Annotated in this window: 24 protein-coding genes; 11 read left to right on the top strand and 13 right to left on the bottom strand. The window is 67.4% G+C overall.

Annotated features, from left to right (window positions below):
* Positions 1–5 precede the first annotated feature (5 nt).
* The 3 genes from ACK8CO_RS18955 to ACK8CO_RS18965 are packed head-to-tail and all read right to left on the bottom strand — an operon-like array spanning position 6 to position 2,810.
* On the bottom strand, positions 6–287 hold the full coding sequence (locus ACK8CO_RS18955) for a putative quinol monooxygenase (protein ID WP_080616421.1): 282 nt from the start codon (positions 285–287) through the stop codon (positions 6–8).
* The gene (guaA, locus tag ACK8CO_RS18960; RefSeq protein WP_414897655.1) at positions 278–1,834 is read right to left on the bottom strand and encodes a glutamine-hydrolyzing GMP synthase; all 1,557 of its coding nucleotides are present in this window, start codon (positions 1,832–1,834) and stop codon (positions 278–280) included. The genes ACK8CO_RS18955 and guaA overlap by 10 nt, the downstream gene beginning before the upstream one ends.
* A gap of 55 nt (positions 1,835–1,889) precedes the next feature.
* Complete coding sequence (locus ACK8CO_RS18965; protein ID WP_414897656.1) at positions 1,890–2,810, bottom strand: delta-class carbonic anhydrase; 921 nt, start codon at positions 2,808–2,810, stop codon at positions 1,890–1,892.
* Between the two features lie 300 nt (positions 2,811–3,110).
* Here ACK8CO_RS18965 and ACK8CO_RS18970 point away from each other — a divergent pair, with 300 nt between their 5' ends.
* Positions 3,111–4,661 carry a trimethylamine methyltransferase family protein gene (locus tag ACK8CO_RS18970; RefSeq protein ID WP_414897657.1) on the top strand — a complete coding sequence of 517 codons (1,551 nt, stop codon included), beginning with the start codon at positions 3,111–3,113 and terminating at the stop codon, positions 4,659–4,661.
* A 46-nt stretch (positions 4,662–4,707) separates the two neighbouring features.
* Here ACK8CO_RS18970 and ACK8CO_RS18975 read toward each other — a convergent pair whose 3' ends face one another.
* The gene (locus tag ACK8CO_RS18975) at positions 4,708–5,010 is read right to left on the bottom strand and encodes a DUF6477 family protein (protein ID WP_414897658.1); all 303 of its coding nucleotides are present in this window, start codon (positions 5,008–5,010) and stop codon (positions 4,708–4,710) included.
* Between the two features lie 240 nt (positions 5,011–5,250).
* On the opposite strand from ACK8CO_RS18975, the gene ACK8CO_RS18980 reads away from it, so the two are divergent.
* A complete protein-coding gene (locus ACK8CO_RS18980; protein ID WP_414899048.1) occupies positions 5,251–6,342 on the top strand; it encodes a DUF6456 domain-containing protein in 1,092 nt (363 codons plus the stop codon).
* Positions 6,343–6,454: 112 nt separating this feature from the next.
* Here the strand turns inward: ACK8CO_RS18980 and speE are convergent, their stop codons facing one another.
* The 3 genes from speE to speD all read right to left on the bottom strand — a co-directional run bounded on the left by speE (position 6,455) and on the right by speD (position 8,811).
* Positions 6,455–7,315, bottom strand: a complete 861-nt coding sequence (gene speE, locus ACK8CO_RS18985) for a polyamine aminopropyltransferase (protein ID WP_414897659.1) — start codon at positions 7,313–7,315, stop codon at positions 6,455–6,457.
* A 46-nt stretch (positions 7,316–7,361) separates the two neighbouring features.
* Complete coding sequence (locus ACK8CO_RS18990) at positions 7,362–7,949, bottom strand: hypothetical protein (protein ID WP_414897660.1); 588 nt, start codon at positions 7,947–7,949, stop codon at positions 7,362–7,364.
* Between the two features lie 355 nt (positions 7,950–8,304).
* The gene (speD, locus tag ACK8CO_RS18995; RefSeq protein ID WP_080616413.1) at positions 8,305–8,811 is read right to left on the bottom strand and encodes an adenosylmethionine decarboxylase; all 507 of its coding nucleotides are present in this window, start codon (positions 8,809–8,811) and stop codon (positions 8,305–8,307) included.
* Positions 8,812–9,159: 348 nt separating this feature from the next.
* Here speD and ACK8CO_RS19000 point away from each other — a divergent pair, with 348 nt between their 5' ends.
* The 3 genes from ACK8CO_RS19000 (at position 9,160) to rpsI (ending at position 11,411) form a co-directional block, all read left to right on the top strand.
* Positions 9,160–10,197, top strand: a complete 1,038-nt coding sequence (locus tag ACK8CO_RS19000; protein WP_414897661.1) for a collagen-binding domain-containing protein — start codon at positions 9,160–9,162, stop codon at positions 10,195–10,197.
* Positions 10,198–10,455: 258 nt separating this feature from the next.
* Complete coding sequence (gene rplM / locus ACK8CO_RS19005; RefSeq protein WP_042461976.1) at positions 10,456–10,920, top strand: 50S ribosomal protein L13; 465 nt, start codon at positions 10,456–10,458, stop codon at positions 10,918–10,920.
* Positions 10,920–11,411 (top strand): 30S ribosomal protein S9, encoded by a 492-nt coding sequence (gene rpsI, locus ACK8CO_RS19010; protein ID WP_080616411.1) that lies wholly within the window; start codon positions 10,920–10,922, stop codon positions 11,409–11,411. The genes rplM and rpsI overlap by 1 nt, the downstream gene beginning before the upstream one ends.
* A gap of 391 nt (positions 11,412–11,802) precedes the next feature.
* Here the strand turns inward: rpsI and ACK8CO_RS19015 are convergent, their stop codons facing one another.
* The 6 genes from ACK8CO_RS19015 to miaA form a co-directional block, all read right to left on the bottom strand.
* Positions 11,803–13,884: a dipeptide ABC transporter ATP-binding protein gene (locus ACK8CO_RS19015; protein WP_414897662.1), complete on the bottom strand. Its 2,082-nt coding sequence runs from the start codon at positions 13,882–13,884 to the stop codon at positions 11,803–11,805.
* Positions 13,885–13,938: 54 nt separating this feature from the next.
* On the bottom strand, positions 13,939–15,357 hold the full coding sequence (locus ACK8CO_RS19020) for an ABC transporter permease (protein WP_414897663.1): 1,419 nt from the start codon (positions 15,355–15,357) through the stop codon (positions 13,939–13,941).
* 10 nt (positions 15,358–15,367) lie between these two features.
* Entirely contained in the window at positions 15,368–16,423 is a 1,056-nt protein-coding gene (locus ACK8CO_RS19025) for an ABC transporter permease (RefSeq protein ID WP_414899049.1), read from the bottom strand.
* Positions 16,424–16,459: 36 nt separating this feature from the next.
* Positions 16,460–18,112 carry an ABC transporter substrate-binding protein gene (locus ACK8CO_RS19030; RefSeq protein ID WP_414897664.1) on the bottom strand — a complete coding sequence of 551 codons (1,653 nt, stop codon included), beginning with the start codon at positions 18,110–18,112 and terminating at the stop codon, positions 16,460–16,462.
* Positions 18,113–18,445: 333 nt separating this feature from the next.
* Positions 18,446–19,234, bottom strand: a complete 789-nt coding sequence (locus tag ACK8CO_RS19035; protein WP_414897665.1) for a helix-turn-helix domain-containing protein — start codon at positions 19,232–19,234, stop codon at positions 18,446–18,448.
* Positions 19,235–19,334: 100 nt separating this feature from the next.
* Positions 19,335–20,258 (bottom strand): tRNA (adenosine(37)-N6)-dimethylallyltransferase MiaA, encoded by a 924-nt coding sequence (miaA, locus tag ACK8CO_RS19040; RefSeq protein ID WP_414897666.1) that lies wholly within the window; start codon positions 20,256–20,258, stop codon positions 19,335–19,337.
* Between the two features lie 42 nt (positions 20,259–20,300).
* Between miaA and pyrH the strand changes: the two genes are divergently transcribed.
* Genes pyrH through rseP form a run of 6 tightly spaced genes read left to right on the top strand, consistent with a single transcriptional unit; the run spans position 20,301 to position 25,762 of the window.
* Positions 20,301–21,038 carry a UMP kinase gene (gene pyrH / locus ACK8CO_RS19045; protein ID WP_042461993.1) on the top strand — a complete coding sequence of 246 codons (738 nt, stop codon included), beginning with the start codon at positions 20,301–20,303 and terminating at the stop codon, positions 21,036–21,038.
* A gap of 51 nt (positions 21,039–21,089) precedes the next feature.
* On the top strand, positions 21,090–21,656 hold the full coding sequence (gene frr, locus ACK8CO_RS19050) for a ribosome recycling factor (protein ID WP_080616405.1): 567 nt from the start codon (positions 21,090–21,092) through the stop codon (positions 21,654–21,656).
* Between the two features lie 36 nt (positions 21,657–21,692).
* Positions 21,693–22,418 (top strand): polyprenyl diphosphate synthase, encoded by a 726-nt coding sequence (uppS, locus tag ACK8CO_RS19055; protein WP_369822774.1) that lies wholly within the window; start codon positions 21,693–21,695, stop codon positions 22,416–22,418.
* Positions 22,418–23,212 carry a phosphatidate cytidylyltransferase gene (locus tag ACK8CO_RS19060; RefSeq protein ID WP_080616404.1) on the top strand — a complete coding sequence of 265 codons (795 nt, stop codon included), beginning with the start codon at positions 22,418–22,420 and terminating at the stop codon, positions 23,210–23,212. The genes uppS and ACK8CO_RS19060 overlap by 1 nt, the downstream gene beginning before the upstream one ends.
* A 5-nt stretch (positions 23,213–23,217) precedes the next feature.
* Entirely contained in the window at positions 23,218–24,402 is a 1,185-nt protein-coding gene (gene dxr, locus ACK8CO_RS19065; protein ID WP_414897667.1) for a 1-deoxy-D-xylulose-5-phosphate reductoisomerase, read from the top strand.
* 22 nt (positions 24,403–24,424) lie between these two features.
* Positions 24,425–25,762, top strand: coding sequence for an RIP metalloprotease RseP (gene rseP, locus ACK8CO_RS19070; protein ID WP_080616402.1), 1,338 nt, complete (start codon positions 24,425–24,427; stop codon positions 25,760–25,762).
* Positions 25,763–25,858: the final 96 nt, after the last annotated feature.

A 25,858-nucleotide genomic window follows, 5' to 3' on the forward strand; every position in this document is an offset into this window, starting at 1 on the left:
GGCGCTCATGCGGGCAGGCCCGCGATCTCGATCTCGCGCGGCAGGCCGGCGGCCGCCAGTTCCCAGGCCGTGCCCTCCTTGCGGGCACGATGGGCGGCGAAGGCGGCGGCGTCGGTGAATTCCTCGTCCAGCAGGAAGCGGCCGGGCCGGTCGGGGTCTTCGCGCATCTCGAAGCGCAGACAGCCCGGCTCGGCCCGGGTCAGGCGCACATGCTCGGGCGCCGCCGCCCGAAGCGCCGCAAGACGCTCGGGCGTGGCCTCGATCCAGCCGGTGACGGTCACTCCCATTCGATCGTCCCCGGGGGTTTCGAGGTGATGTCGTAGGTCACCCGGTTGATCCCCTTGACCTCGTTGATGATCCGCGTCGCGGTCTCGCCCAGGAAGTCATGGGTGAAGGGGTAATAATCCGCTGTCATGCCGTCGACCGAGGTCACGGCGCGCAGCGCGCAGGCATAGTCATAGGTGCGCCCGTCGCCCATGACGCCCACGGTGCGGACGGGCAGGATGGCGACGAAGGCCTGCCAGATCTCGTCGTAAAGCCCGTGCTTGCGGATCTGGTCGATATAGACGGCATCGGCCTTGCGCAGGATCTCGAGCTTCTCGCGGGTGATCTCGCCGGGGCAGCGGATCGCGAGACCCGGCCCGGGGAAGGGATGGCGGCCGATGAAGCTGGCGGGCAGGCCAAGTTCGTGGCCCAGCGCCCGGACCTCGTCCTTGAAGAGCTCGCGCAGCGGCTCGACCAGCTCGAGGCCCATCTTCTCGGGCAGCCCGCCCACATTGTGGTGCGACTTGATGGTGACCGAGGGCCCGCCCGAGAAGCTGACGGATTCGATCACGTCGGGATAAAGCGTGCCCTGGGCCAGGAAGCGGGCACCCTCGATCTGGTCGGCATATTTCTGGAACACGTCGATGAAGAGCCGGCCTATGGTCTTGCGCTTGGTCTCGGGGTCGGAGACGCCCTCGAGCTCGCCAAGGAAGAGGTCCTGTTCCTGGGCATGGATCACATGCAGGTTCATGTGGTCGCGGAACATCGCCACCACCTCGTCGGCCTCGTTCAGCCGCAAGAGCCCGTGATCGACGAAGACGCAGGTCAGCTGATCGCCCACCGCCTCGTGCAGGAGCGCGGCCGCGACCGAGCTGTCGACGCCGCCCGACAGCGCGCAGATCACCCTGGCATCGCCGACCTGCTCGCGGATCTTGCGGATCGCTTCCTCGCGATAGGCGCCCATGGTCCAGTCGCCGGTGAAGCCCGCAAGCCGCACGAAATTCTCGTAAAGCGTCTTGCCGTTCGGGGTGTGATGCACCTCGGGATGGAACTGCACGGCGAAGAAGTTGCGCGACAGGTCCGCGGTGATCGCGAAGGGCGCGTTGGGCGATGTCCCGTACACCTCGAAGCCCGGCGCGATTTCAGCCACATGGTCGCCATGGCTCATCCAGACCTGTTCGCGGTTGGTCGTGAACCAGCCGTTCAGCAGGTTGATCCGGTCGTCCGAGGGCGTGACATAGGCGCGGCCGAATTCGGCGGTGCCATCGCCGCGCTCGACCCGGCCGCCCAGCATCTGCATCATCACCTGCTGGCCATAGCAGATCCCGAGGATCGGGACGCCCAGCGTGAAGACGCTTTCCGGCGGACGGGGCGATCCCTCGTCCAGCACCGAGGCGGGCCCGCCCGAGAAGATCACCGCCCTGGGCGCGAAGTCGCGCAGGAAGGCGTCGGTGACGTTCTGGTAGGGATGGATTTCACAATAGACGTTCAGCTCGCGCAGGCGACGCGCGATCAGCTGCGTCACCTGGGAGCCGAAGTCGATGATAAGAAGGCGGTCATGCGTGCTCATGGCGTCTCATTATGCGACCCCATGCGCCGTGGCAATCCGCCGGATGCGGAGGCGGTCAGCGGATTTGCGAAAGCAGCTCCACGGCGGTCACGAGGGGACGCACGCCATGGCTGTGATCTTCCTCGAAGACGTTGCCGAGAGCGGCCCATTCGTAAAGCGAGTTGATGTCGAGCCGGGCGCAGTCGGGGCGGACCGACCAGGTCACCTGCAGCGGCGAGCAGATGGTCTGGCTGTAGCTCGGTCCGGTGGTCGAGCCGCCATAGGTGACCGGCGTGCCGGTATCGCCGGGCAGGGCGCGCGGCTGGTGCAGGGCCTGCACCTGATGGCCGCGGTAGGTATAGTCCTTGAAATCCAGCGCGGTGTGGTCGTTGACCAGAAGGAAGACCTGGGATTCGACGCGCAGTTGCGGGTTCTGACAGCTGTCCGACATGCAGGCCCCAAGCCCCTTGCCCGGGGCCACGTCGCAGGAGCTGAACACCCAATGCACCTCGATGCTATCGCCGGGTTTCGCGCCGTGAAAGGCGCCGAGCCCGGCGGCGGGGTCTTTCAGCTCCTTCTCCGTCAGCTGCGCGGTCTCGTTGCACTTGTAGCCGCCATGCTCGCCGCCGCCCGCGCTGAGCGCGAAGCCCGGACCGGCATGTTCGGCATTGGTATGGGTGTGGATGTTGCAGAGATTCATCTGGGAGGCCGGCGGCGCCATGGTGAAGAGGCGCGCATTGCGGCCGGCGGGCGCCGAGATGTCGCGCGGGGCCTGGGGACCGAAGCCGCGGCAGATGCCGCCAGTCAGAGCGGCGGCCGGGGTGGCGGGACCGGCTCCATGCGCCACGGTACCGTGCGCGGCGGGATCTGCGACGGCCATCTGGCTGCCGTGACCCCGCCCCGGCCTCGAACTGTCGGCCGGGGCGGGGGTGGCCAGCAGGCCTCCGATGAAGGCGAGGGCGGTCAGGGCCAGGAAGGCGGTCAGGCGACGCGGCATCGGGTCCTCTCTTGTCCAATGTCGGTCCAATTCCGGGCTTGGCGGCACGAACCGCGGGTGGACGGCAACATGACGAAGAATATCTCCGCAGACCGAGACCGTCACGCGGCAGGTTGTCGACCGTATCCGGGCGTTTCCCGGGCCAGACAGGGCAAGGGTGGCCGGAATTCGGACAGATGCGGGGCAGGGCGCGCCGCCGATGTCGCGGAAGACAAAGGAAAGGCCGCAAACCGCGCGGCCCGGCACGGGGGATCGGCCTAGAACTCTGATCAGGCAATGCCAGAACGACGGGAGACGTGCATGAGCGAGGCAGAGGCGACGGGCGCGCGCCGGGGCCGCGGCGGTGGCGGTGCCGCGCGGCGTGCGGCGCGCAGCAATCCGGGCATCGAGACGGCGCGGTTCATCACCCGCAACATCCCCGATTTCGAGATCCTGACACCCGAGGCGCTGGAACTCATCGAGGCCAATGCCGAGACGGTTCTGGCCGAGATCGGCGTCAATTTCGTCGACAATCCGGCCGCCCTTGCGCGCTGGCGCGAGGCCGGGGCCGAGCTTGAGGGCGAACGCGTGCGCATCCCGCGCGGTCTTGCGCGCAGGCTTTGCGCCACCGCGCCCGCGCGCTTCACCCAGCATGCCCGAAACCCCGCGCGCAATGTCGAGATCGGCGGCCGCAATCTGGTGCTGGCGCCGGTCTATGGTCCGCCCTTCGTGCGCGACATCGAGGGCGGGCGGCGCTATGCGACGATGGAGGATTTCCGCCGCTTCGTGCAGCTGGGGCAGATGTCGAAATGGCTGCACCATTCCGGCGGCACCGTCTGCGAACCCACCGACGTGCCCGTCAACAAGCGCCATCTGGACATGCTGCATGCCCATATGACGCTGTCGGACAAGCCGTTCATGGGCTCGGTCACCGATCCGTCGCGGGCCCGGGATTCGGTGGCTATGTGCGAGCAGCTCTTCGGCGCCGACTTCGTCGCCGAGAACACGGTGATGACCTCGCTCATCAACATCAACTCGCCGCTGACCTTCGATGCGACGATGATGGGCGCGCTCGAGGTCTATGCCGCGGCCAATCAGGCCTGCATCGTCTCGCCCTTCATCGTGGGCGGCGCGATGGCGCCGGTGACGGTGGCGGGCACGCTGACCCAGGTGCTGGCAGAAGTCATGGCGGGCGTGGCCTATTCGCAGCTGGTGCGGCCCGGCGCGCCGGTGGTCTTCGGCGCCTTCGTGACCTCGATCGACATGAATTCCGGTGCGCCGACCTTCGGCACGCCCGAGGCGAGCCAGATCCTTTATGGCGCGGGCCAGCTGGCGCGGCGCCTAGGGCTGCCGTTCCGCTCGGGCGGGGCACTTTGCGGCTCGAAGCTGCCCGATGCGCAGGCCGCCTACGAGACCGCGCATACGCTGAACGCGGCGCTTTTGGGAGGCGTCAACTTCATGCTGCACGCGGCGGGCTGGCTGGAAGGCGGGCTGGTCGCAAGCTACGAGAAATTCGTGATGGATGCCGATCAGCTTGGCGCGCTGCACCGGATGGCGGCGGGGATCGCGACCGATGGCGCGGCGCAGGCGATGGACGCACTGCGCGAGGTGGGCCCGGGCGGGCATTTCCTTGGCTGCGCCCATACCCAGGCGCATTTCCGCGAGGCGTTCTGGCGCACGGATCTGCTCGATTACAAGCCGTTCGAGACCTGGGACGAGGAAGGCGCGCGCGACACCGCCACGCTTGCCGCGGAGCGGGTCCGTACGCTGCTGAGCCGCTTCGAGGCGCCACCGCTCGATCCGGCGCGGCGCGAGGCGGTCGAGGATTACATGGCCCGGCGCAAGGTGGAAATGCCTGACGCCTTCGTCTGACTCCGGGCGCCCCCGCTCGGCGGGCGCCCGCGCCTGTGCCCGCCCCTCAGCCGGCCGAACGCTGGCTGTCGATCTCGCAGATCAGCCGGGCCTCGGCCATCAGCGCGATGAGCAACTCGACATGCCGCGCGATCGAATATCCGGCGTCGCCAGACTTCCGGGTTTCCTCCATGCGCTCTTCCTGTTCGATCAGCCAGCTCAGCACGGTGCGGGCGTTGCCCGGCATCTGTCCCTGCGTCAGCCGCACCAGATCGCGGTCGCGGCGGTAATCGGCCAGACCGAACCGCGCCGCCCGCACCAGCAGGCGGGGGCGACGCAGCGTGGCAAGCGTGGCGGGCAGCATGTTCATGGCAGGACCTCCTGGTAATGACACCGAGCATCCTTGCACAACCATAGCGGGTGTTGCGTCTCCGAAAGAGGCTGCGCACTCTATCCACAGAAATCTTTAGTGTCTGGAAACAATAATGAATGCGTAGTTAATCGGTTAACTGTAACGTAACTAAATCAACCTTTGATTGTAAAATGCGGCAGGCAAGCACCCATGCTTCGGCCGCATTTCCAGAGAGCCGAAGGAAGGAGTGCCGTGGCCATGCATCGCCAATTGCAATCCGCGCCGGTGTGGCTGCCCCGGGCGGCGCGGCTCTATCTGGCTCATATCGAAGGGGGCGTGTCGCTGCGCGCCCTGGCCCGGATCGAGGGCTGCCATCCCTCGACCGTCATGCGCCAGGTCCGTCGGGTGGAGACCCGGCGGGACGATCCCCTGATCGATGACGCGCTGAGCCGCCTTGGCGCTGAGCCCGTCCCGTCCGATGATCCCCAGAAGGAGACCCCCTACATGTCCTCGACAATGCGTTCGCGTCGTCCGGTTGCGGATGAGGCCACGATCAGTCGCGAAGCGCTGCGCATCCTGCGGCGCCTGAACGAGCCGGGTTCGTTCATGGCCGTTGCCCGTGACATGGAGAAGGCCGCTATCCTGCGCGAGAGTGGCGGAGGTCAGACCACGCGGACCGCGGTCGTCGACCGCTCGGTCGCCGAGGCCTTCGCATTGAAGGACTGGATCGTCTGCCGCAATCGCGGCCGGGTCACGATCTACGATATCAGCACGGCCGGGCGGGCGGCGCTGAAGCGGCTGCAGATGCGCGAGGCCGAGCGGCGCGACGGTCTGGCCGAACCGGCCTCGCCCTTTGCCGAGCAGCACCGCGACTGGGAAGAGGGCAAGACGGCGCGGGCCGAGCGGATCCGCTTCAACCGGGCCGAGTCGCCGCTGTCGATACTGGCACGGCGCAAGGAAAAGGACGGCAAGCCCTTCCTCAGCCCCGATCTGGTCGCGGCGGGCGAGCGGTTGCGCGAGGATTTCGAGGTGGCCCAGCTCGGCCCCCGGGTGGCGCAGAACTGGGACCGGTTCCTGACCGGCGGCGATCGCGGCGCCTTCTTCGGCAATGACGGTCCGGCCGAGGGGCCGGGCGCGGCCCGGGAGAGGGTGAGCGCCGCGCTGCGCGAGCTGGGGCCCGGGCTTGGCGATGTGGCGCTGCGCTGCTGCTGTTTTCTCGAGGGGCTGGAGCAGGCCGAGAAGCGCATGGGCTGGTCGGCGCGCTCGGGCAAGATCGTGCTCAGGATCGCGCTGCAGCGGCTCAAGCGACATTACGAGACCCTTGGCGACAAGGGCGGGATGATCGGATAGCCGGGGACGCCCTTCTGGCCTTTGCTGGTGCCCGGAACCGCGTGATTGCCGGTTCCGGGCGTTCTCATGTGCGGGCCGATGGCAGCAGAGTACCCCTGGCCGCGCAAGAGGTTCAGGGCATCAGGCGGCGGACATAGCCCGGAAGCGCGAAGGCGGCCTTGTGGACCTCGGGGGTATAATACTCGGTCGAAATCCCGGCCGCCGCCGCCCGGGCCTCGAGCTCGGCCAGGGACACCGTGCGGCCCGGACCGTCGGTGCCCCAGCCGAAGGCCATCGGGCCGCCGGCATAGGTCGGCACCGTCGCGAGGTAGCATCCCCAGTCGGCAAAGAGCGCCTTGAAGGCACGCATCGAATTGGTCAGCTCGGCGCCCTGGACGAAAGGCACCCCGTTCTGCGTCACCAGGATGCCCCCCTCGGTCAGCGCGCGCTTGGCATGGCCGTAGAAACTGTCGGTGAACAGCACCTCGCCCGGTCCGATCGGATCGGTGGAATCGACCACGATCACGTCGTATTTCTGCTGGGTATTGCGCATGAAGGCGGCGCCGTCATCGATCACGAGCTTCAGTCGCGGATCGTCGAAGGCGCCCTGGCTGATGCCGGGCAGGTAGGTCTTGCAGAACTCGACCACGCCGGCGTCGATCTCGACCATGGTGACCTCCTCGACTGCGGGATGGCGCAACACCTCGCGGGCCATCCCGCCATCGCCGCCGCCGACGATCAGAACCCGCCTGGCCGCACCATGGGCGAGGATCGGCACATGGGTCAGCATCTCGTGATAGATAAAATTGTCGGCCTCGGTCACCTGCACCACGCCGTCCAGCGTCATCACCCGACCAAAGCTCGGATTTTCGAAGACCCTCAGCCGCTGGTGTTCGGTCCGGCTGTCATAAAGCAGCTCGGTCTCTTCCAGCGCCTGGCCATAGCCATTGTGCAGGCGTTCGAGGGTCCAGCCCGGAATCGGGGTGTCTGTCATAGCGTCGCTCCTTGATTTCAGTCTGTTTGAAGGCCCGGCCCCGGGCTCAGGTCGGAAAGGCTTCGGCGAGCGCATGCGCGCCCACCGGGGTCAGAGGCAGATGGCACGCCCGCTCGGGGCGGCACAGCCCGCCCGCGCACTGCGCGCGCGGGCCGGGGCAGGCACGGCAAATCGGGCGCCGCCCGCGACCGGTCCGGGGCAGGGCGAGGCCGGGCCTCGCGAAAAAGGCCGGCTTGCGGCCGGTCGGGGCCGCATCCTGCTGCGGGGCGGTCAGCCCGCCGCGTGCCGCGAGGCTCTTGAGGAGCGCGACCGCGCGGGGGCCCGTGCCAAGGTCATGCCAGACCCGGATCCTGCGCGGCGTGGCATTGCGCGGCCCGGTGCGGCTGCGCAGATGCCCCCTGGCGCGGGCCAACCCGACACGCACCCCGCCTGCGACCATGCTCCCGGCAAGTGCGAAATGGCGGTGGCGGCCCTGCTTGCGCACCCGGATCGGCGCAGCCTCGGTCGGCTGGCGCGGAGCAGCAGAGATCCCGGGCCCGAAAGTCGGTTCGCCCAGGCACGCCATCGGGATCGAGGCACGCATCGGGGTGGCGGTCAGCGCGGTGCTGCGGGAAATATCGGGGCCGTCCTTCATGGCGCAAGCCTTCCGGGCCCCGGCGACGGGGTCAAGCCGTAACCCTTCGGTCAGGGGCCGAAATGCCGGGTCCCCCGTCTCTGCGAGAGCGAAAGCCACCGGGGCCGTTCCGCAGACCGCCGCGAAGATAAGAAGACCGATATGCATCAATGCCGTATCGCAGGGGCATCGCCCCGCCCGCCGCCAGTCCGAAGGCCCTGCCGGGTCTGCGCGCATCGGTTCGGCAACCGCAGCAGCCGCACCGATCCTGGCTGGCTGCCACCGCAAGTCTTGCAGGATATTGTCATATCAAGGGGTATGTCGCGCCGCGAGACGGCGCGACCATTCTGGCCTGGTTATGCCTGGCACCGGCCGGTCAGGCGGCGACGCGCGCAGCCACCACATCCTCGCCGCGGAGCAGCTCCTTGACGCGGATATCGCCGGCGTTGAAAGCCGTGCGCAGCACGTCGACCGCGCGCCAGGGTTCGGCATCGCCGCACATGAAGACGTCGAAGGCGCCATAGCCGATCTCGGGCCAGGTGTGGACCGAGATATGGCTTTCGGCCAGCACCGCCACGCCGCTCACGCCCTGGGGGCTGAACTTGTGGGTGTGGATGTGCAGAAGCGTCGCTCCGCATTCGTCGACGCAGTCGCGGAACGCCTTCTGAATCCGGTCCTCGTCATCCAGCCCATCGCCATCGACGACCTCGATGATCAGATGGGTCCCGGCAAAGATCCGGCCTTCACGGCGTATGAAATGGTCGTCACGCGCAACGTCAAAGACATCGCGAGTGGCGTCGGCGGCCGGGTGGCCGCGGTGATCTTCCGCATGGGCGCCTGTCTCCAGACCGATCCCCAGTCGGAAGAGGTTGGCGTCAGTCATGGCGCGCCCCTTCTTACCAGCAGATTGAATCCAGTCGGTCCCTTAGCGCCCCCCCGGGAAGATCCGAAGTTGGGATCGGGTCCGATCGTTCGCGTCACCTATGGAAGGTTTGGGATTCGATCAATAGCAAATTCGGGAAAATGACGCGAAAGCGGCACCTGCGGAGCAGAAATCCGCCACGTCGCCGCCACAGCCTAAGCATCGCGTCCCGTTTTTCCCGCTGAGGGGGCGTTGGACAAGGCTTGCCGGATGATCCGGAGCGATTAAAGTGACCGATATCGGCAACCGGTCCGGGTGGGGCAGTTGCCGGGAATATTTTCCATGATTTTCTTTGGGGGACGCCTTGATATGAAAACGGAATTCCTGCTTGGGGCCGCGCTGGCGGTCTCTCTTGGCGGGGCTGCGCCCGCGGCGACGCTGTCGGCATCGGAGATCCTCTCGCAATTCTCGATCGTGACGGCCGGCGATCTCGACACCAACCAGGACAATTACGGACGCGCCTATGTCGGCGGCGATCTGGTCGCCTCCTCGGGCAAGGCCGATTTCGCCAATCGCGACATGCCGGGGTCGGCCTATCCCGATGTGATCGTCGAAGGCGATGCGCGCGGGCCGGGCGCCATTCGCATCGGCTCCGGCGGAACCACCCTGGCGGTCCGGGGCGATGTCTCTGTCGATACCGTGCAGTTCGGTGTCGAGCGGACCGGCGAGGTGCTGGTCGGCGGGACGTTGTCGGAGGGCACGAGACAGAACATCAACAACAAGGAAACGCCGACCTTCGACGGTGTCCGGGTCGAAAGCGGGCTTCAGGGCGATGCCGGTTTCGAGGCGCTGTTCCCGACCGACATGGTTGCCACCCTGAACAAGGCCTCGGAGGATCTTTCGGCGCTTGCCGCAACCGGAACCGCCACCGTCAGCGGTGGCAACACGCTGAAGATCGACGCCACCAGCGGCGGGCTCAATGTCTACAATTTCGACATCTCCGATTTCGGCGGCGCCATCGGTCAGATCGATTTCATCCTCGGCGCGAGCGATACGCTGATCCTGAATGTGTCGGGATCTTCGATCCTGTTCGAGGACAACCTTCTGGGCCTGCAGGCCAGCGACGGGCAGCGCATCATCTGGAACTTCTACGAGGCGACCTCGGTCGCTCTTGATCGGATGGTGTACGGCACGGTGCTGGCCGGCAATGCCGCGCTGACCAATTCGACCGCCATCGAGGGCAATGTCTTCGCGGCTTCGGCCGTGCTGCGCGGTCAGGTTCATCTGCAGCCCTTCGCGGGCGGGCTGCCTTCGACCGACCCGGCGCCGGTTCCGCTTCCGGCCACGCTGCCGATGCTGGCTGCGGGCCTCGGGCTGATCGGAGCGATGCGCCGCCGCCGGACCTGAGCCGCGCACGACGAGACGACAAGACGACAAATGGCGCGACGCCGGCCGGGAACGGCCGGCGTTCGGCATTCCGGGCCTCCGGAGGCGTCTGATCTTGGGGTAATATGATACCTATTTCGCAAGTATCTGAGAAACAACAATTAAGTCAGGCTCAACGCTCTTGACCCGCGCGCGGAAATGCTTAGAAAGCGTCCATCCGAGTTCCGGAGCGGTCCGCCGTTTCCGGGCCGATCTTTCAGCCGATACAGGGCAGAGCCAATGAAAACCTTTACCGCTACCCCGGCGGATATCGAGAAGAAATGGATCGTGATCGACGCCGAGGGCGTCGTTCTCGGCCGTCTCGCCTCGATCATCGCCATGCGTCTGCGCGGCAAGCACAAGCCGTCCTTCACGCCTCACATGGACATGGGCGACAACGTGATCGTCATCAACGCCGACAAGGTGCAGATGACGGGCAAGAAGCGCAGCGACAAGAAATACTACTGGCATACCGGCCATCCGGGCGGCATCAAGCACCGCACTGCCGCGCAGATCCTCGAAGGCGCCCATCCCGAGCGCGTCGTGACGGCTGCGGTCAAGCGCATGCTGCCGGGCAATCGCCTGAGCCGCCAGCAGATGACCAATCTGCGCGTCTATGCCGGGGCCGAGCATCCCCACGAGGCCCAGAATCCCGAAGTGCTGGACGTCAAGTCCATGAACTCGAAGAACACCCGGAGCGCGTGATGGCCGAAGAAATCAAATCTCTCGATGAGCTGCAGTCGGTCGTGTCCGGCACGCCTGCCGCTTCGGCTGACGAGAATGCGCCGCGCGAGCCCGTTCGCGATTCGTTTGGCCGTGCCTACGCCACCGGCAAGCGGAAAGACGCGGTTGCCCGTGTCTGGATCAAGCCGGGTTCCGGCAAGGTCACCGTGAACGGCAAGGACATCAACGCCTATTTCGCGCGTCCCGTGCTGCAGATGATCCTGCGCCAGCCCTTCACCGTGGCCGGTGTCGAAGACCAGTTCGACGTGATGGCGACGGTTGCCGGCGGCGGTCTGTCGGGCCAGGCCGGTGCGGTCAAGCACGGCATCTCGAAGGCGCTGCAGCTTTACGATCCGAGCCTGCGCGGCGCGCTCAAGGCGGCCGGCTTCCTGACCCGCGACAGCCGGGTCGTGGAACGGAAGAAATACGGCCGCCGCAAGGCCCGCCGGAGCTTCCAGTTCTCGAAACGCTGATCCGCGTTTCCCCCGATTTCGAAGGGCCGTGCCGAAAGGTGCGGCCCTTTTTCCGTTTCGGGCCGGGCAGTGGTCGTGTCCCCGCGGGATCGCCGGGCCGCTCTCTCGCGCTGCAGATCGCCGGAACGAACGGACAAGGCGGGCTTCGGCCCCCGGTGCGAGGCGCTCGTGGCGGTGGGGTGCTGGAAAGGGCGCGCCTGCGCCACAATCCGGACCTTCTGTCCTGCAGGCGGCAGGCCTGCGCAGGTCTTCCCGGCCCCCGGCAGGTCTTCCGGCGCGCTATTTCGCAACCGGGGGAGCTTGTGGTCGGCGCGTCGCTGGACTGCGCCGGGCGGAAGTCAATCGCCTGGAACCTGACGCCCCTCGCCTGGCCGACGAGGGCGGCTCTCGTCTATTCAGGGGCGGTTCGGAAAACCGGCTCCATCTCGTCAAGCGTCTCGGGCGGAAGGTGGCAGAGGATGGAATGGCCGGCCGCGCGCTCGACCATGGGCGGCAGATTTCTTTTGCAAAGATCGTCCGGGACCCTGTGGGCCCAGCGGCAGCGGGTCTGGAACGGGCAACCGGGCGGCGGGTTCAGCGCCGAGGGCAGCTCTCCCTCCAGCAGGATCCGGGTCTTCTCTATGCGCGTATCGGCGACCGGCACGGCCGAGAGCAGCGCCTCGGTATAAGGATGATAGGGGGGCGCGAAGACCTGCGCGGCGAGGCCGATCTCGACCACATGGCCGAGATACATCACCATCACCCGGTCGGCGAGATAGCGCACGATCGAGAGATCATGCGAGATGAAGATCAGGGTGGTCCGCTGGCTGCGCTGGATTTCCATCAGCAGATCCGCCACCGCTGCCTGCACGCTGACATCGAGCGCCGAGACCGGCTCGTCGGCCACCACGATGCGGGCATTCCCGGCAAAGGCGCGGGCAATGCCCACGCGCTGCTTCTGTCCGCCCGATAGCTGGCGCGGCAGCCGCTCGGCGAAGTCGCGCGGCAGTCCGACCAACTCGAGCAGTTCGAACATCCGCGCGCGGCGGGCACGGCGGGTCTTGCCGATGCCGAAGACCTCGAGCGCGCGCAGGATCTGGTGGCCGACCCGCTGGGCGGGGTTGAGCGTGTCGAAGGGGTTCTGGAACACCATCTGCAAATCGGCGACGGTCCGGGCCCCGCGCTTCTGTACGGGGGTGTTCTGCAGGTCCCGACCGTGCAGCCGCACCTGGCCGCCGGTCGCGGTCTCAAGCCCGAGCAGCACCCTGGCGAGGGTGGACTTGCCGCACCCGGATTCGCCGACGATGGCAAGCGTCTCGGCGGTGCGGGCCTCGAAACTGAGCCTCTCGTTGGCACGGATGAGCGCAGGTCGGCGGCGCCCGAACAGGCCTCCGGACGAGATTTCGTAATATTTCCGCAAATCGGTGACGGTCAGAACCGGCGGCCCGATTTCGCCTTGGGGCGGGTTTGCGGGGGCGCTCGCGCGGCTTTGCCAGTCGATCTCCTCGAAACGGAGGCACCGCGCCTCATGGCCGCCCGGGAGGCCCGTGGCGTCGGGTACTGGCCGCATGGCGATTTCGGTCGCGTCGCAGAGCCCGGGGATGGCATGGGCGCAGCGGGGCGCGAAATTGCAGCCGCGGGGGCGGTCCTGCGGCATCAGCAAGCGGCCGGGGATGGTCTCGAGCCGCTCTGTGGTCTTGTCAGTGCCGGGCCGCGGGATCGCGCGGAACAGCGCCTGGGAATAGGGGTGGCGCATCCGCTCGAAGACGGACCGCACGGGGCCGTGCTCGACGGCCTCGCCCGAATACATGACGCAGACCCGGTCGCAGACCTCGCATATCAGGCCGAGATTGTGCGAGATGAAGAGAAGGGCGGTGCCGTATTTCCGGCCCAGGCCGCGTATCAGATCGATGATGGCGGCCTCGACGGTCACGTCGAGCGCGGTGGTCGGTTCGTCGAGGATCAGAAGGGCCGGGCGCGACATCAACGCCATCGCGATCACGATCCGCTGTTGCTGGCCGCCCGAAAGCTGATGCGGATAGGCATTCAGGATGCGGGCGGGATCGGGCAGGCCGACATCGGCGACCATCGCTTCGGCCAAAGCCCAGGCCTCGGCGCGCGAGGCGCCGGCATGCACCATCGGCACCTCCATCAGCTGGCGGCCGATCCGCATCGCAGGATTGAGGCTCGCCATCGGCTCCTGGTAGACCATCGCGATTTCGTTGCCGCGGATGCGGCGAAGCTCATTGGCCGGAAGCTGGCCGAGGTCGCGTCCGCGAAAGCGGATCGTGCCGCCGGTGATGCGGCCACTCGGGCCGAGATCGCGCAGGATCCCGAGCGCGACCGTGGATTTGCCGCAGCCGGATTCGCCTACGAGCCCGACCGCCTCGCCAGCGCTGATCGAGAGCGAGAACGCCGCGACCGCGGGAATGTCGCCCTTGCGCGAGGAAAAGCCGATGGACAGCTGGTCGATGACAAGGAGCGGCTCGGTCATCTGCCGATCCGCCCGGTATGGGGCGCGAATTTTCGACGAAAATTCGTCATCGAGTCATTCCTTCAGGCTTTCCTCGCGGAGCCCGTCCGCAAGCAGGTTCAGGCCCAGAACCAGGCTCATGATCGCGATGGCGGGCACCAGGGGTGGAAATGGCACGAATTGCAGAAGACCCCGGCCGGCATTGATCGAGGTGCCCCAGTCGGGGCTCTCGGGGGGCAGGCCGAGACCGAAGAAGCCGAGCGTGCCGAGCAGGATGGTGGTGTAGCCGATCCGGAGGCAGAAATCGACAAGGAGCGGCCCGCGCGCATTGGGCAGGATCTCCCACAGCATGATGTAACACGCCCCCTCGCCACGGGTTTGCGCGGCGGCCACGTAATCGCGGGCGCGCAGATCGAGCGTCAGGCCGCGCATGATCCGGAACACCGACGGCGCATTGACGAAGACAACCGAGACGAAGACGATCAGCACCCCCGGGGGCAAGGCGAGGATCCCCAGCGGATCGGCGCTCCAGGCGAGCCCGGCATAAAGCCAGCCGCCCAGCGCCAGCGTCGCCGCGATCAGCCCTGCGCAAAGGCGCGGCCGGGTCCGGAAGCGCGAATTCCACAGGATCGTCAGGAAGATCAGCGGGAACAGGAACAGCACCCCCGCCATGTAGCGGGGCACGCCCATCGCCACGATCTCGGGCGTCACCAGCAGGAAGAAGAGCAGGATCACCGGGAAGGCCAGTACCAGATTGGCAAGAAAGGTGAGGCCCGCATCCAGGCGTCCGCCGAGATAGCCGGCTGGTAGCCCGAGCGTGATCCCCACCATGAAGGCGAAGACGGTCGCGGCGGGCGCAATCGCCAGCACCACCCGCGCGCCGCTCACCGCGCGCGAGAAGACATCGCGCGCAAGCGCGTCGCCGCCTAGAAGATAATAGCCATAGGCCGTGCCGTCAGAACCGGGCAGGGGGGTGCCGGGGGGCTTGTTCTTCATGCCCGCGATCACGTCGGTGACCGGGTCGAAGGGCGCGATCTGACCGGCGAAAAGCGCGACGAAGACCCAGAACAGCACCAGCCCGAGCCCGACGGCACCGGCGGGATTTGCCAGCAGGTGGCCGAGCAGCCCGAGCCGTCGCCGAAACAGGGCGATCAGCGCGAAGCTCGCCCCCAGCGACAGCCAGACCGGCCAGAGCCGGGTCGCGATCCGCCCCAGGATGCCCTTCGCCTCGGGCGGCGCCAGGATCCCTCCGATCAGGAATGCCACGAGCACCGCCGCAACCGCCCGGAGCGACAGCCGCAAGAGCCCGCCCGTCACCCGCACCGCGATGCCCGGCCCGGTTCGCGCGGCCTCCGGCCCAGCGCCGCCGCCTCGGCCCGCGGCCAGCAGCGCCAGCGGATGGGCCAGCGCCGCCAGTGCCAGGGCAATCAGTGCGGCCCCGAGTACGGGAACCAGCCAGGCGCCGAGGCCACCGGTCCAGCTCAGCCGCTCCATCCCGTCCCTCTCATGCCACGCGGATCCGCGGGTTCAGGAGCGCATAGCCGATATCGGACAGAAGCTGGGTTGCCAGCACCACGGTCACCGCCACCACCGAGATCGCCAGCAACAGGTCGATATCGTTGTTCTGCGCGCCCTGGACCAGCGCATCGCCGAAGCCCGGATAGACGAACAGCGCCTCGACGATCACCACCCCCGTCAGAAGCCAGGGAAATTGCAGCATGATCACCGTGAAGGGCGCGATCAGCGCGTTCCGCAGCGCGTGGCGCAGCACCACGGCGCGAAAGCTCAGCCCCTTCAGCCGGGCGGTGCGGATATATTGCGCCGTCATCACCTCGGCCATCGAGGCCCGCGTCATCCGGGCGATATAGCCCATGCCGTAAAGCGCCACCGTCACGACCGGCAGGGTGAAGTTCCGGAAGGTCACCCCGTCGACCGCCGACTTCGCCGAGCCCGTGAACCATTTCAGCCCGACCATGGACGAAGCGAAGAGTGCGACGAAAATCACCCCCGAGACATATTCCGGCGTCGAGGTCGTGGCGATCGAGACCGTCGACAGCCCGCGGTCGAGCGCCGAGCCCTCGCGCATGCCCGCCAGCACCCCGATGACCAGCGCAAGCGGAACCATTACCGCGAAGGCCCAGCCCATCAGCACCCCGGTCCGCTTCAGCCGCTCGGCGATCACCCCGGCCACCGGCTGCCGGAACTTGGTCGAATAGCCCCAGTCGCCCTGCAATATGCCGCAAAAGCGCGGGACGGCCGCAGGCGCGAGGCCGGGATGGCCGCGCAGACAGCGTCCGCCCAGGACCTGTCCCGCCGCATCGGTCGCGGTTGCCGCAGGCAGCACGCCCAGCCATTCGCCATAGCGGCTCAGCATCGGTTCGGCATAGCCGTTCTTCTCGAGCCAGCCCGCGACCTCGGCATCGGTGATCCGCGTGCCGGCCTGGGTCTTGGCGAGCTTCTCGAGATTGGGCGCGAGATTGGTCAGCAGAAAGACGAGGAAGCTCATGCAAAGCGCGCTCAGCGCCAGACCGCCCAGACGCCTCAGGATGAAACCGGCCAGTCCGGCCTGTGTGCCTTCCCCGGCCATCGCTCCGGATCAGGCCCAGCCCAGATGATGGATGTTGATCTCGTATTTCGGATGCATCCCGGCATTGAGCACGCCCTCGCGGGCATGGCGGTAGAGCGAGCGGAAATAGGGGATGATCGCGACGCCCTCCTCGACCATCATCCGTTCCAGCTTCGCCATCACCGCGCGCCGCGCGGTATCGTCGGCAATGGCGGTCGCCTCGTCCAGCAGCGCGTCGAATTCGGCATTGCGGAAGCCGGTCTCGTTCCAGGCCGCGGTCGAGCGATAGGCGAGGTTCAGCATCTGGATGCCGGTCTCGCGATGGCTCCAGTTGGTCGAGGAGAACGGATATTTGGTCCAGTCGTTCCAGAAGGTCGAGCCGGGCAGCACCGTCCGCCGCACCTTGAAGCCGGCATCGCGAAGCTGTGCGGCGACGGCATCGGTGGTGTTCTTGCGGTAATCGTCATCGATCGAGATCAGTTCGTGTTCGTAATCCGTCATCCCGGCCTCCTGCATCAGCCGGAGCGCCTCGGGGATGTCCTGCCGGTGGGCCTCGATCTCGGCATAGTCCGGATGCACCCCCGGCGTGACATGGAAGTTGTTGCGCGATTCCCGCCCGCGTCCCGAGATCCCCAACTCGAGCGGCACCGCATTGTCGACCGCCAGTGCCAGCGCCCGGCGCACGCGCGGATCGGCATAGGGGCGGACGCCTCCGATCTCGGCCTCCTGATTGGTCCGGATCACCACGGTCGAGGAGGTGCCGACCGTGCTCTCGACCCAGCCCAGCGCGGTGAAGATGTCGATGAAATCCGACACCGTCTCGTAGGTCATGTCGAACTCGCCCGCATCGGCGCCCGCAAGCCAGGCGGCCGGGTCGGTGCCGTAGTCGAGAAACTCGACCCGGTCGAGCCAGGCGCCGTCGCCCCAGTAGCTGTGCCCGGGATTGCGGACCAGCACGATGCGCTCGCCGACCTTGAACTCCTCGAACATGTAGGCGCCGGTGCCGATGCCGTGATCGGCGACCGAGGTGCCGATCCAGTCGCGATGCATCACCGCGGCCGGGTAATCGGCCATGCCGAACATCAGCGTGCCGTCGGGGCGCAGCAGGTGCAGCCGGACGGTCAGCGCGTCGACGATCTCGATGGCACCCTCGGCGGCCTGGCCGTTCTCGACCATGGCCGCCATCCGCGAGGGCATGGAATTGCCCTCGACCGAGCTGTCGCACCAGCCCGCGAGGTTTGCTGCCACATCCTCGGCGGTGAAGGCCTCGCCCGTGTTCCAGGTCACGCCGGGGCGAAGCTTCAGCGTGTATTCGGTGGCGTCCTCATTGGCCTGCCAGCTTTCCAAGAGCATCGGGCGCAGCGTGCCGTCGGGGTTCAGCTCGGCCAGGTATTCGACGATGCCGCGTGTCTCGTTGGCCTTTTCCGACCAGTCATAGGTGCGCGGGTCGGAAAGCGCGCGGCAATCCATCTGGATCCGCAGCGTGCCGCCGCGACGGGGCGCGGGCTGGGCGCGGGCGGGCGCGGGCCGCCCGATCAGCCCGTAGGCTGCACCCGCGCTCAGGCCCAGCGCCGTCGCCCGGCCGAGAAACTCGCGCCGGTCCATCAGCCCCGCGCGATATTCGCGCGCATAAAGCTCTGCGGCCGGATGGGGCTGGTCGGGGCGGTCGGACGGCGTGGTCATGGCTCGGATCTCCCTGTCGAATGCGCCGGACCTGGCGCGAGGGGCCGGTCCGGCTTGGCCCGGCCGCGTGCTGGCCGCACGCTGAGGTTCTGATCGCGCGCGGGCCGCGCGCCGGGGCTCTGATCGCGCGCGGCCCGCGCGCGGGGATGGGGCGCCGCGATCGTCCGGACCTTCCCGGCGTCCGGCCATTTCACGGCATATGGCTCAGCAAAGACGACATCCCGCCGCGATGCAAGTCTCGGCTTCGGAGCCGGGAGCCGCCGTGCGCGGGGAGGCGGTCGCGCCCGGGCGCGACCGGCTGTCCCCTGTCGCGGGGCCGATGGGGCCGCTGCATCAGTGCCCCTTGCGGAACCGGCTTGGCGAGGCGCCCGCCCGGGCCTGGAAGGCGCGGGTGAAATAGGCGGGCGAGGTATAGCCGAGCGCCGAGGCGATCTCCTTGATCGGGGCCCGGGTATCGGCCAGAAGCCGCCTTGCCTCGCTGATCTTGCGTTCGGCCAGAAGTTCGGAGGCGCTGCGCCCGCAGGTGCGGTTGCAGACCCGCGTCAGATGGGTGGGCGTCACGCCGAGGGCGGCGGCATAGTCCGAAACGGACTTGGCCGAACGGAATTCCTTCTCGACCAGCGCGGCGAAGCCCGAGGCCAGCCGGCGCGCCGGATCCGGGCGGCCGGTGGCGGTCTCGTCCAGGGCGATCTGGCGGTCGAGCCAGACCGAGACCAGCCCCGCCAGATGCCGGATCGCGCGCCGGGCCTCGGGCCGTCTGCCCTCGAGCTCGCGCTGCAGGCTCTCGACCAGAAACGTCAGTTCGGCCTGCACCGCGCCGTCGCGGATGCGCAGGTGATGCGGCCTGTCTGGCAGCTCGATAGCGGGCAGATCGGCGAAGACGATGCCGGTGCCGTAGACTTGGCTTGTCATCTCGAAGCCATGCATGGTGTGCGCCGGGATGAACACGGCGTTATGGGCACCATAGCCCCGGGTGACGCCGCCGACGGTGATCCGGCCCTGACCCTTGGTGATCCAGAGCAGTTGCGGCGCGGAATAGCTCCGCATCGCCTCGACCCGCCACCGGCTGCCATTGGTCAGGCGCGAGAACGGAACCAGGCGAAGTTCGGAGAACAGCGACATAAAGGAAAATCCCGGGTGCAAGGGCGCGCAAGGCGTCTGGCGCGCCGATCTTGGTCCGATTCGGAGGGCCGGTAAAGCGTGCCCGGCCGGGAAGGGCGGTTCAGCCCGCAGGCCAGCGCGGCCAGCCTCCCAGCCGCGAGCGGAACCAGCTGCGCTGTCGCTTGGCATATTGGCGCGAGGCGGTCTTGGCGGACGACACGGCCTCGGCAAGCGGGATTTCGCCATGCAGATATGCCACCAGATCGGGCGCGCCGATGGCCTTGGCCGACAGCAGCGCCGGATCCCAGCGGGGCAGGTTGGCGCGGACTTCCTCCAGCGCGCCTTCCGCGATCATCCGCTCGAAGCGCGCATCGATCCGGGCGTTCAGCCAGTCGCGGCCGGCCTCGATCACCAGGGGCTGCGCGGCCGCGAGGGGCAGGAGCGGGGGCGGGGTCTCGTCCTGCCAGGCGGCAAGCCCGCGGCCGGTTGCGCGCTGGACCTCCCAGGCGCGCTGGACCCGGACCGGGTTCAGCCGGTCGATCCGCGCCAGCGTGGCGGGGTCGAGCGCGTCCAGCAGCGCCTCAGGCCCCTCCGCGGCCAGACGCCGGTCGGCCTCGGCCCGGATCTCGGGCGGGGTCGGCGGGATCTCGGCCAGACCCTCGGTCAGCGCGGTGAAGTAAAGCCCGGTGCCGCCGACCACGATCGGGCGTTCGGGGCCCTGCAACAGGGGCGCCAGATCGCGCAGCCAGTGGCCGACCGAATAGTCCGCCGTGAAGGGGACATGGCCGTAAAGCGCATGCGGCACGCTGGCTTCTTCGTCGGGCGTGGGGCGGGCGGTCAGCACCTGCCAGCCCTCGAACACCTGCAGCGCATCGGCATTGACGATCACGCCGCCCTGCGCCCCGGCGATGGCCAGCGCCAGCGCCGACTTGCCGCTGGCGGTCGGCCCCGCGATCAGGACCGGCCGCGCCGGGTCGAGATCGGGCAGCCCTGCTGCCCCGGTTCCGGCCTGTTGGGCGTTGAACCCGCCCCGCTTTTCCGACATGGTGCCGCCCGACTGACATTCCTGAAAACAGAGGCAGACCATATGAGCGACGGCAGCGCCGATCAACCGAAGCCGGCCTATAACCGCGTGCTTCTGAAAATCTCCGGCGAAGCTCTGATGGGCGATCAGGGCTATGGTCTTCACCCGCCGACGGTCGAGCGCATCGCGCGCGAGGTCAAGGCGGTGCGCGATCTCGGCGTCGAGATCTGCATGGTGATCGGCGGCGGCAACATCTTCCGCGGGCTGCAGGGCTCGGCACAGGGCATGGAGCGGACCACCGCCGATTACATGGGGATGCTGGCGACCGTGATGAACGCGCTGGCGATGCAGTCGGCGCTGGAGGAGATGGGCGTTTTCTGCCGGGTGGTCTCGGCGATCCGGATGGATGAGGTGGCCGAGCCCTATATCCGCCGCCGCGCCGTCCGCCATCTGGAAAAGAAGCGGGTGATCATCTTCGCCGCGGGCACCGGGAACCCCTATTTCACCACCGATACCGCCGCGACGCTGCGCGCCAACGAGATGGCCTGCGAGGCGATCTTCAAGGGCACCAAGGTCGACGGGGTCTATGACAAGGACCCGGTCAAGCATGACGATGCCGTGCGCTATGACGAGATCAGCTATGACGACTGTCTGGTGAAGAATCTCAAGGTGATGGATGCCTCGGCGATCGCTCTGGCGCGCGACAACGACCTGCCGATCATCGTCTTCAGCCTGGACGAGCCGGGCGGGTTCCGCGGCATCCTTGCCGGGCAAGGCACCTATACAATCGTGCACGGATAGCGGTATAGCAACCAAAACACGCGACACCACGAGGCAACGGGAAGAAAGACCATGGCGGAAGACGAGCTGGATATCGACCTTGACGACCTGACCCGCCGGATGGACGGCGCGATGGCGTCGCTCAAGCACGAGTTTTCCTCGCTCCGGACAGGGCGCGCCTCGGCCAGCATGCTCGACCCCGTCACGGTCGAGGCCTATGGCACGCCGACCCCGATCAACCAGGTGGGCACGGTCAACGTGCCCGAACCGCGCATGGTCACCATCAATGTCTGGGACAAGTCGATGGTGAACAAGGTCGAGAAGGCGATCATGGAATCGGGTCTCGGGATCAATCCGCAGACCAACGGCACCATCATCATGCTGCCGATCCCCGAGCTGAACGAAGAGCGCCGCCGCGAGCTGACCAAGGTCGCGGCCCAATATGCCGAACAGGCCCGCGTGGCCGTGCGCAACGTGCGCCGCGACGGCATGGAGCAGCTCAAGAAGGCCAAGGCGGCCGGCATGGGCGAGGATGACAACAAGATCTGGCATGACGAGATCCAGTCCCTGACCGACAGGTATATCGCCCAGGTCGACAAGGCGCTCGAGACCAAGCAGCAGGAGATCATGCAGGTCTGACTGCAATCGGTCCCGCAGGGGCGGAAAGGGGGCGGCGTGGCCGCGAAGGACAGCAACCAGAGCGGGCCCGCCCATGTCGCCGTCATCATGGACGGCAATGGCCGCTGGGCCCAGATGCGCGGCCGGCCGCGTCTCTTCGGCCATCAGGCCGGGGCGCGCCGGGTGCGCGAGATCGTCGAGGCCTGCCCCGATCTCGGCATCCGCTACCTGACGATCTTCGCCTTCTCGACCGAGAACTGGCGCCGGACCCAGGTCGAGGTCACGGGCCTGATGACGCTGTTCCGCCGCTACATCCAGAAGGAGGCGACGGCGCTTCTGGAAAAGGGCGTGCGGGTGCGCTTCATCGGCGACCGCGACCGGCTCGATCCCAAGCTGGTCGGCATGATGCATGCGCTGGAAGAGCTCACCGCCGGCAACGATCTGGTGAACCTGACGGTCGCGATCAATTATGGCGGCCGCGACGAGGTTGCGCGTGCCACCAAGCGGCTCGCGCGCGAGGTGGCGGCCGGGCGGCTCGATCCCGAGGATGTCGATGCCGAGACGCTGGCGCATTTCCTCGACACCTGCCTCCTGCCCGACCCCGATCTGGTGATCCGGACCTCCGGCGAGGCGCGGATCTCGAACTTTCTGCTGTGGCAGTCGGCCTATGCGGAATATGAATTCACGCCCGTGCTCTGGCCCGATTTCACGGCGGCGCATTTCGCCGAGATCGTCGGCAATTACGGCACGCGCGAGCGGCGCTATGGAGCGGTATTGAGCTGATGGCTTCGGGTGGGTCCTGGGAAGATCTGCTGCCCCGTCTCGGGTCGGCAGTGGTGATGGCGACCATTGGTATCCTGGCGGTCTGGCTGGGCGGGGTCTGGTTCACCGGGCTGGCGGCGCTGGTCTCGGGCACGATGGTCTGGGAACTGACGCGGATGATGGTGCCCGGCGCGGCCGGACGGCTGCCGATCCAGATGGCGCTGGTCTCGGGCGCCACGGTGATGGTCGCCTGGCTTCTGCCCCCCTATGCGGCCTTCCCGCTTCTGGCCATTCCCTGCGTGATCGGCGCCTGGCAACTGCCACGCGATCGCGGCATCTATCTGGCCTTCGCGATGGCGATGCTGGTCACGGGCTACGGGCTTGCGAGCTTCCGCGCCGATCACGGCATCGTCTGGCTGGTCTGGCTGATCCTCGTGGTGATCGCGACCGATGTTGCGGGATATTTCGCGGGCCGTTTCATCGGCGGGCCGAAATTCTGGCCGAAGGTCAGCCCCAAGAAGACCTGGTCGGGGATTCTGGGCGGCTGGTTCGCAGCGATGCTGATCGGTTTGATCTTCCTCAGCTTCACCACGGCGGGTCCCGATCTGCCCTGGATCTCGATGGCATTGTCCTTCGCCAGCCAGATGGGCGATGCCGCCGAAAGCGCGCTAAAACGCCGCGTCGGCGTGAAAGACAGCTCCTCGCTCTTGCCCGGCCATGGCGGATTGTTCGACAGGTTCGACGGTCTGCTGGGCGCCTCCCTGTTCATGCTTCTGGTGGCTCAGCTTGTCTATGTCCCTGAAGTGAGGTTCTGAACGGCATGCAAAGACGGCGGATCACCGTATTCGGTGCGACCGGCTCGATCGGCGAGAACACCATCGACCTTCTGACCCGGCAGGGCGGGGCCGGGGCCTATGATATCGTCGCGCTGACCGGCGGTCGGAACGTGAAACGCCTGGCCGAGCAGGCCATTGCGCTGAAGGCCGATCTGGCCGTGACCGCCTTCGACGACTGTCTGGACGATCTGAGGGCCGCCCTGGCCGGCTCGGAGGTCGAGGCGGCGGCAGGTCCGGCCGCGCTGATCGAGGCGGCTGCCCGCCCCGCCGACTGGTTCATGTCGGCCATCGTGGGCTTTGCCGGGCTGGCACCGGGGCTGCGCGCCCTCGAACATGGCACGACGCTGGCGCTGGCCAACAAGGAAAGCCTGGTCGCGGCCGGGCCCTTGCTGCTTGGGACTGCCAAGGCCCATGGGGCACGGGTGCTGCCGGTCGACAGCGAGCATTCGGCGGTGTTCCAGGCGCTGCTGGGCGAGGATGTGGACGCGGTCGAGCGGGTGATCATCACCGCCTCGGGTGGCGCCTTCCGGGACTGGCCGATCGAGGATCTGGCCGGGGCCACGCCCGAGCAGGCCTCGTCGCATCCGAACTGGTCGATGGGGCGACGCATCACCATCGATTCCGCCTCCATGTTCAACAAGGGCATGGAGCTGATTGAAACCAAGGAATATTTCGGGATCGCGCCTTCGAAGATCGAGGCTCTGGTCCACCCGGAATCCCTGATCCACGCCATGGTGGGCTATCGCGACGGCGCGATCATGGCCCATGTCGGACCGCATGACATGCGCCATGCCATCGGCTATGCGCTGAACTGGCCCGAGCGCCGGGCGCTCCCGGTCGAGCGGCTCGATCTGGCCAGGATCGGCCAGCTCAGCTTCCGTCCGGCCTGCGAGACGCGCTGGCCCGCGCTCAGGATTGCGCGCGAGGTGATGGAGGCCGGCGGCATGACCGGGGCGGTGTTCAATGCGGCCAAGGAGGCTGCGCTCGACGCCTTCCTCGCGCGCGAGATCGGGTTCACCCAGATGTCCGACGTGGTGGCCGCGGTCCTGGACCGGCTTTCCGCCGATACCGCTCTGATGAATTCGGAGCTCGACCTTGAGAACGTGCTGCGGGTGGACCATCTGGCACGGGAAGAGGCCGCGCGGACCGTCCGGTCGATGCCGAACTGAACCAGAACAAGGCTGGAAGTCATTGGATATCGCTTCGCTGTTTCCCTCTTTCGGGAATGCCGCCTTCACCATCGTCGCCTTCATCGTGGCGCTGTCGGTGATCGTCACCGTACATGAATACGGCCATTACATCGTCGGCCGCTGGACCGGGATCCGGGCCGAGGTGTTCTCGCTCGGGTTCGGGCCGGTTCTGGCCTCGCGGGTCGACCGGCACGGCACCCGCTGGCAGATCGCGGCACTGCCGCTGGGCGGCTATGTGCGCTTCTGGGGCGATTCCGACGGGGCCAGCGGCAAGGATGCCGAGGCCCTCGACGCGATGGATCCGGAGAAGCGGCGCCATACCATGCATGGCGCGCCCCTCTGGGCGCGGGTGCTGACGGTGGCGGCGGGACCGGTCTTCAACTTCGTGCTGTCGATCGCGGTCTTCGCGATGCTGGCCGTTGTCGGCGGGGTCGCGATCGAACCGCCGACGGTGGGCAAGCTGACCCCCTTGCCCGCCGAGCAATCCGCGCTGCGCGAAGGCGACACGATCCTGGCGCTCGACGGCCGCGCGACGCCCGATTTCAATGCCTTCTACGACGCCGTGGCACAGCTGCCGATGGACAGCGAAACCGCCTATCTTCTGCGCCGCGACGGCGTCGAGCAGGAGGTCGCGGGGCCCTATCCCTTCCCGCCGGTGGTCTCGGCGATCCAGCCGAAATCGGCCGCGAAGGAGGTGGGGCTGAAGGTGGGCGACGTCGTGACCGCCATCGATGGCCAGCCGATCCGCGCCTTCAGCCAGTTGCAGGACGTGGTGACCGCCTCGGAGGGCGCGCCGATCGATCTGACCGTCTGGCGCGATGGCGAGACGCTGAGCCTTTCGCTGACGCCAAAGCGGATGGACATGCCCAATGCCGAGGGCGGATTCGAGACGCGCTGGCTGATCGGGATGACCGGCGGGCTGGCCTTCGAGCCCGCGACCCGGATGGCGGGCCCGCTCGAGGCGCTGTCCTATGGCGCCGAGCAGCTTGGCTTCATCGTCCAGTCGAGCCTGTCGGGCCTTTACCACATGATCGCGGGCAAGATCAGCTCGTGCAACCTGTCGGGGCCGCTCGGCATCGCCGAATCCTCGGGGGCGGCGGCCAGTCAGGGCCTGGAGAGCTTCGTCTGGTTCATCGCCATGCTCTCGACCGCGGTCGGGCTTCTGAACCTGTTTCCGATCCCGGTCCTCGATGGCGGGCATCTGGTCTTCTACGCCTATGAGGCCGTGGTCGGCCGCCCGCCCAGCGACAAGGCGCTGAGGGTTCTGATGGCCGCGGGGCTCGCGCTGCTGATCGGGCTGATGGTCTTCGCGCTTACGAACGACATCTTCTGCCCCTGACAGCGCCCCGCCAGACAATGCGGGGGGCTGATCGGCCTCTCTCTCTCTCTCTCTCTCTCTCTCTCTGTGGCGTGAATAAGGCCTGCGGCGCAGGCG

The organism is Rhodovulum sp. HP10 (assembly GCF_047553435.1).
In the GTDB taxonomy this organism is placed as follows: Bacteria; Pseudomonadota; Alphaproteobacteria; order Rhodobacterales; family Rhodobacteraceae; genus Rhodovulum.

Bases quoted from the DNA above. Each gene is read 5' to 3' on its own strand.
- miaA (WP_414897666.1), bottom strand. From the start codon at position 20,258: ATGTCGGAAAAGCGGGGCGGGTTCAACGCCCAACAGGCCGGAACCGGG.
- ACK8CO_RS18970 (WP_414897657.1), top strand. From the start codon at position 3,111: ATGAGCGAGGCAGAGGCGACGGGCGCGCGCCGGGGCCGCGGCGGTGGC.
- guaA (WP_414897655.1), bottom strand. From the start codon at position 1,834: ATGAGCACGCATGACCGCCTTCTTATCATCGACTTCGGCTCCCAGGTG.
- ACK8CO_RS18990 (WP_414897660.1), bottom strand. From the start codon at position 7,949: ATGAAGGACGGCCCCGATATTTCCCGCAGCACCGCGCTGACCGCCACC.
- rplM (WP_042461976.1), top strand. From the start codon at position 10,456: ATGAAAACCTTTACCGCTACCCCGGCGGATATCGAGAAGAAATGGATC.
- rpsI (WP_080616411.1), top strand. From the start codon at position 10,920: ATGGCCGAAGAAATCAAATCTCTCGATGAGCTGCAGTCGGTCGTGTCC.
- ACK8CO_RS18955 (WP_080616421.1), bottom strand. From the start codon at position 287: ATGGGAGTGACCGTCACCGGCTGGATCGAGGCCACGCCCGAGCGTCTT.
- ACK8CO_RS18975 (WP_414897658.1), bottom strand. From the start codon at position 5,010: ATGAACATGCTGCCCGCCACGCTTGCCACGCTGCGTCGCCCCCGCCTG.
- pyrH (WP_042461993.1), top strand. From the start codon at position 20,301: ATGAGCGACGGCAGCGCCGATCAACCGAAGCCGGCCTATAACCGCGTG.
- ACK8CO_RS19015 (WP_414897662.1), bottom strand. From the start codon at position 13,884: ATGACCGAGCCGCTCCTTGTCATCGACCAGCTGTCCATCGGCTTTTCC.
- ACK8CO_RS19060 (WP_080616404.1), top strand. From the start codon at position 22,418: ATGGCTTCGGGTGGGTCCTGGGAAGATCTGCTGCCCCGTCTCGGGTCG.
- ACK8CO_RS18980 (WP_414899048.1), top strand. From the start codon at position 5,251: ATGCATCGCCAATTGCAATCCGCGCCGGTGTGGCTGCCCCGGGCGGCG.
- frr (WP_080616405.1), top strand. From the start codon at position 21,090: ATGGCGGAAGACGAGCTGGATATCGACCTTGACGACCTGACCCGCCGG.
- ACK8CO_RS18965 (WP_414897656.1), bottom strand. From the start codon at position 2,810: ATGCCGCGTCGCCTGACCGCCTTCCTGGCCCTGACCGCCCTCGCCTTC.
- ACK8CO_RS19000 (WP_414897661.1), top strand. From the start codon at position 9,160: ATGAAAACGGAATTCCTGCTTGGGGCCGCGCTGGCGGTCTCTCTTGGC.
- speD (WP_080616413.1), bottom strand. From the start codon at position 8,811: ATGACTGACGCCAACCTCTTCCGACTGGGGATCGGTCTGGAGACAGGC.
- ACK8CO_RS19030 (WP_414897664.1), bottom strand. From the start codon at position 18,112: ATGACCACGCCGTCCGACCGCCCCGACCAGCCCCATCCGGCCGCAGAG.
- ACK8CO_RS19020 (WP_414897663.1), bottom strand. From the start codon at position 15,357: ATGGAGCGGCTGAGCTGGACCGGTGGCCTCGGCGCCTGGCTGGTTCCC.
- dxr (WP_414897667.1), top strand. From the start codon at position 23,218: ATGCAAAGACGGCGGATCACCGTATTCGGTGCGACCGGCTCGATCGGC.
- ACK8CO_RS19035 (WP_414897665.1), bottom strand. From the start codon at position 19,234: ATGTCGCTGTTCTCCGAACTTCGCCTGGTTCCGTTCTCGCGCCTGACC.
- speE (WP_414897659.1), bottom strand. From the start codon at position 7,315: ATGACAGACACCCCGATTCCGGGCTGGACCCTCGAACGCCTGCACAAT.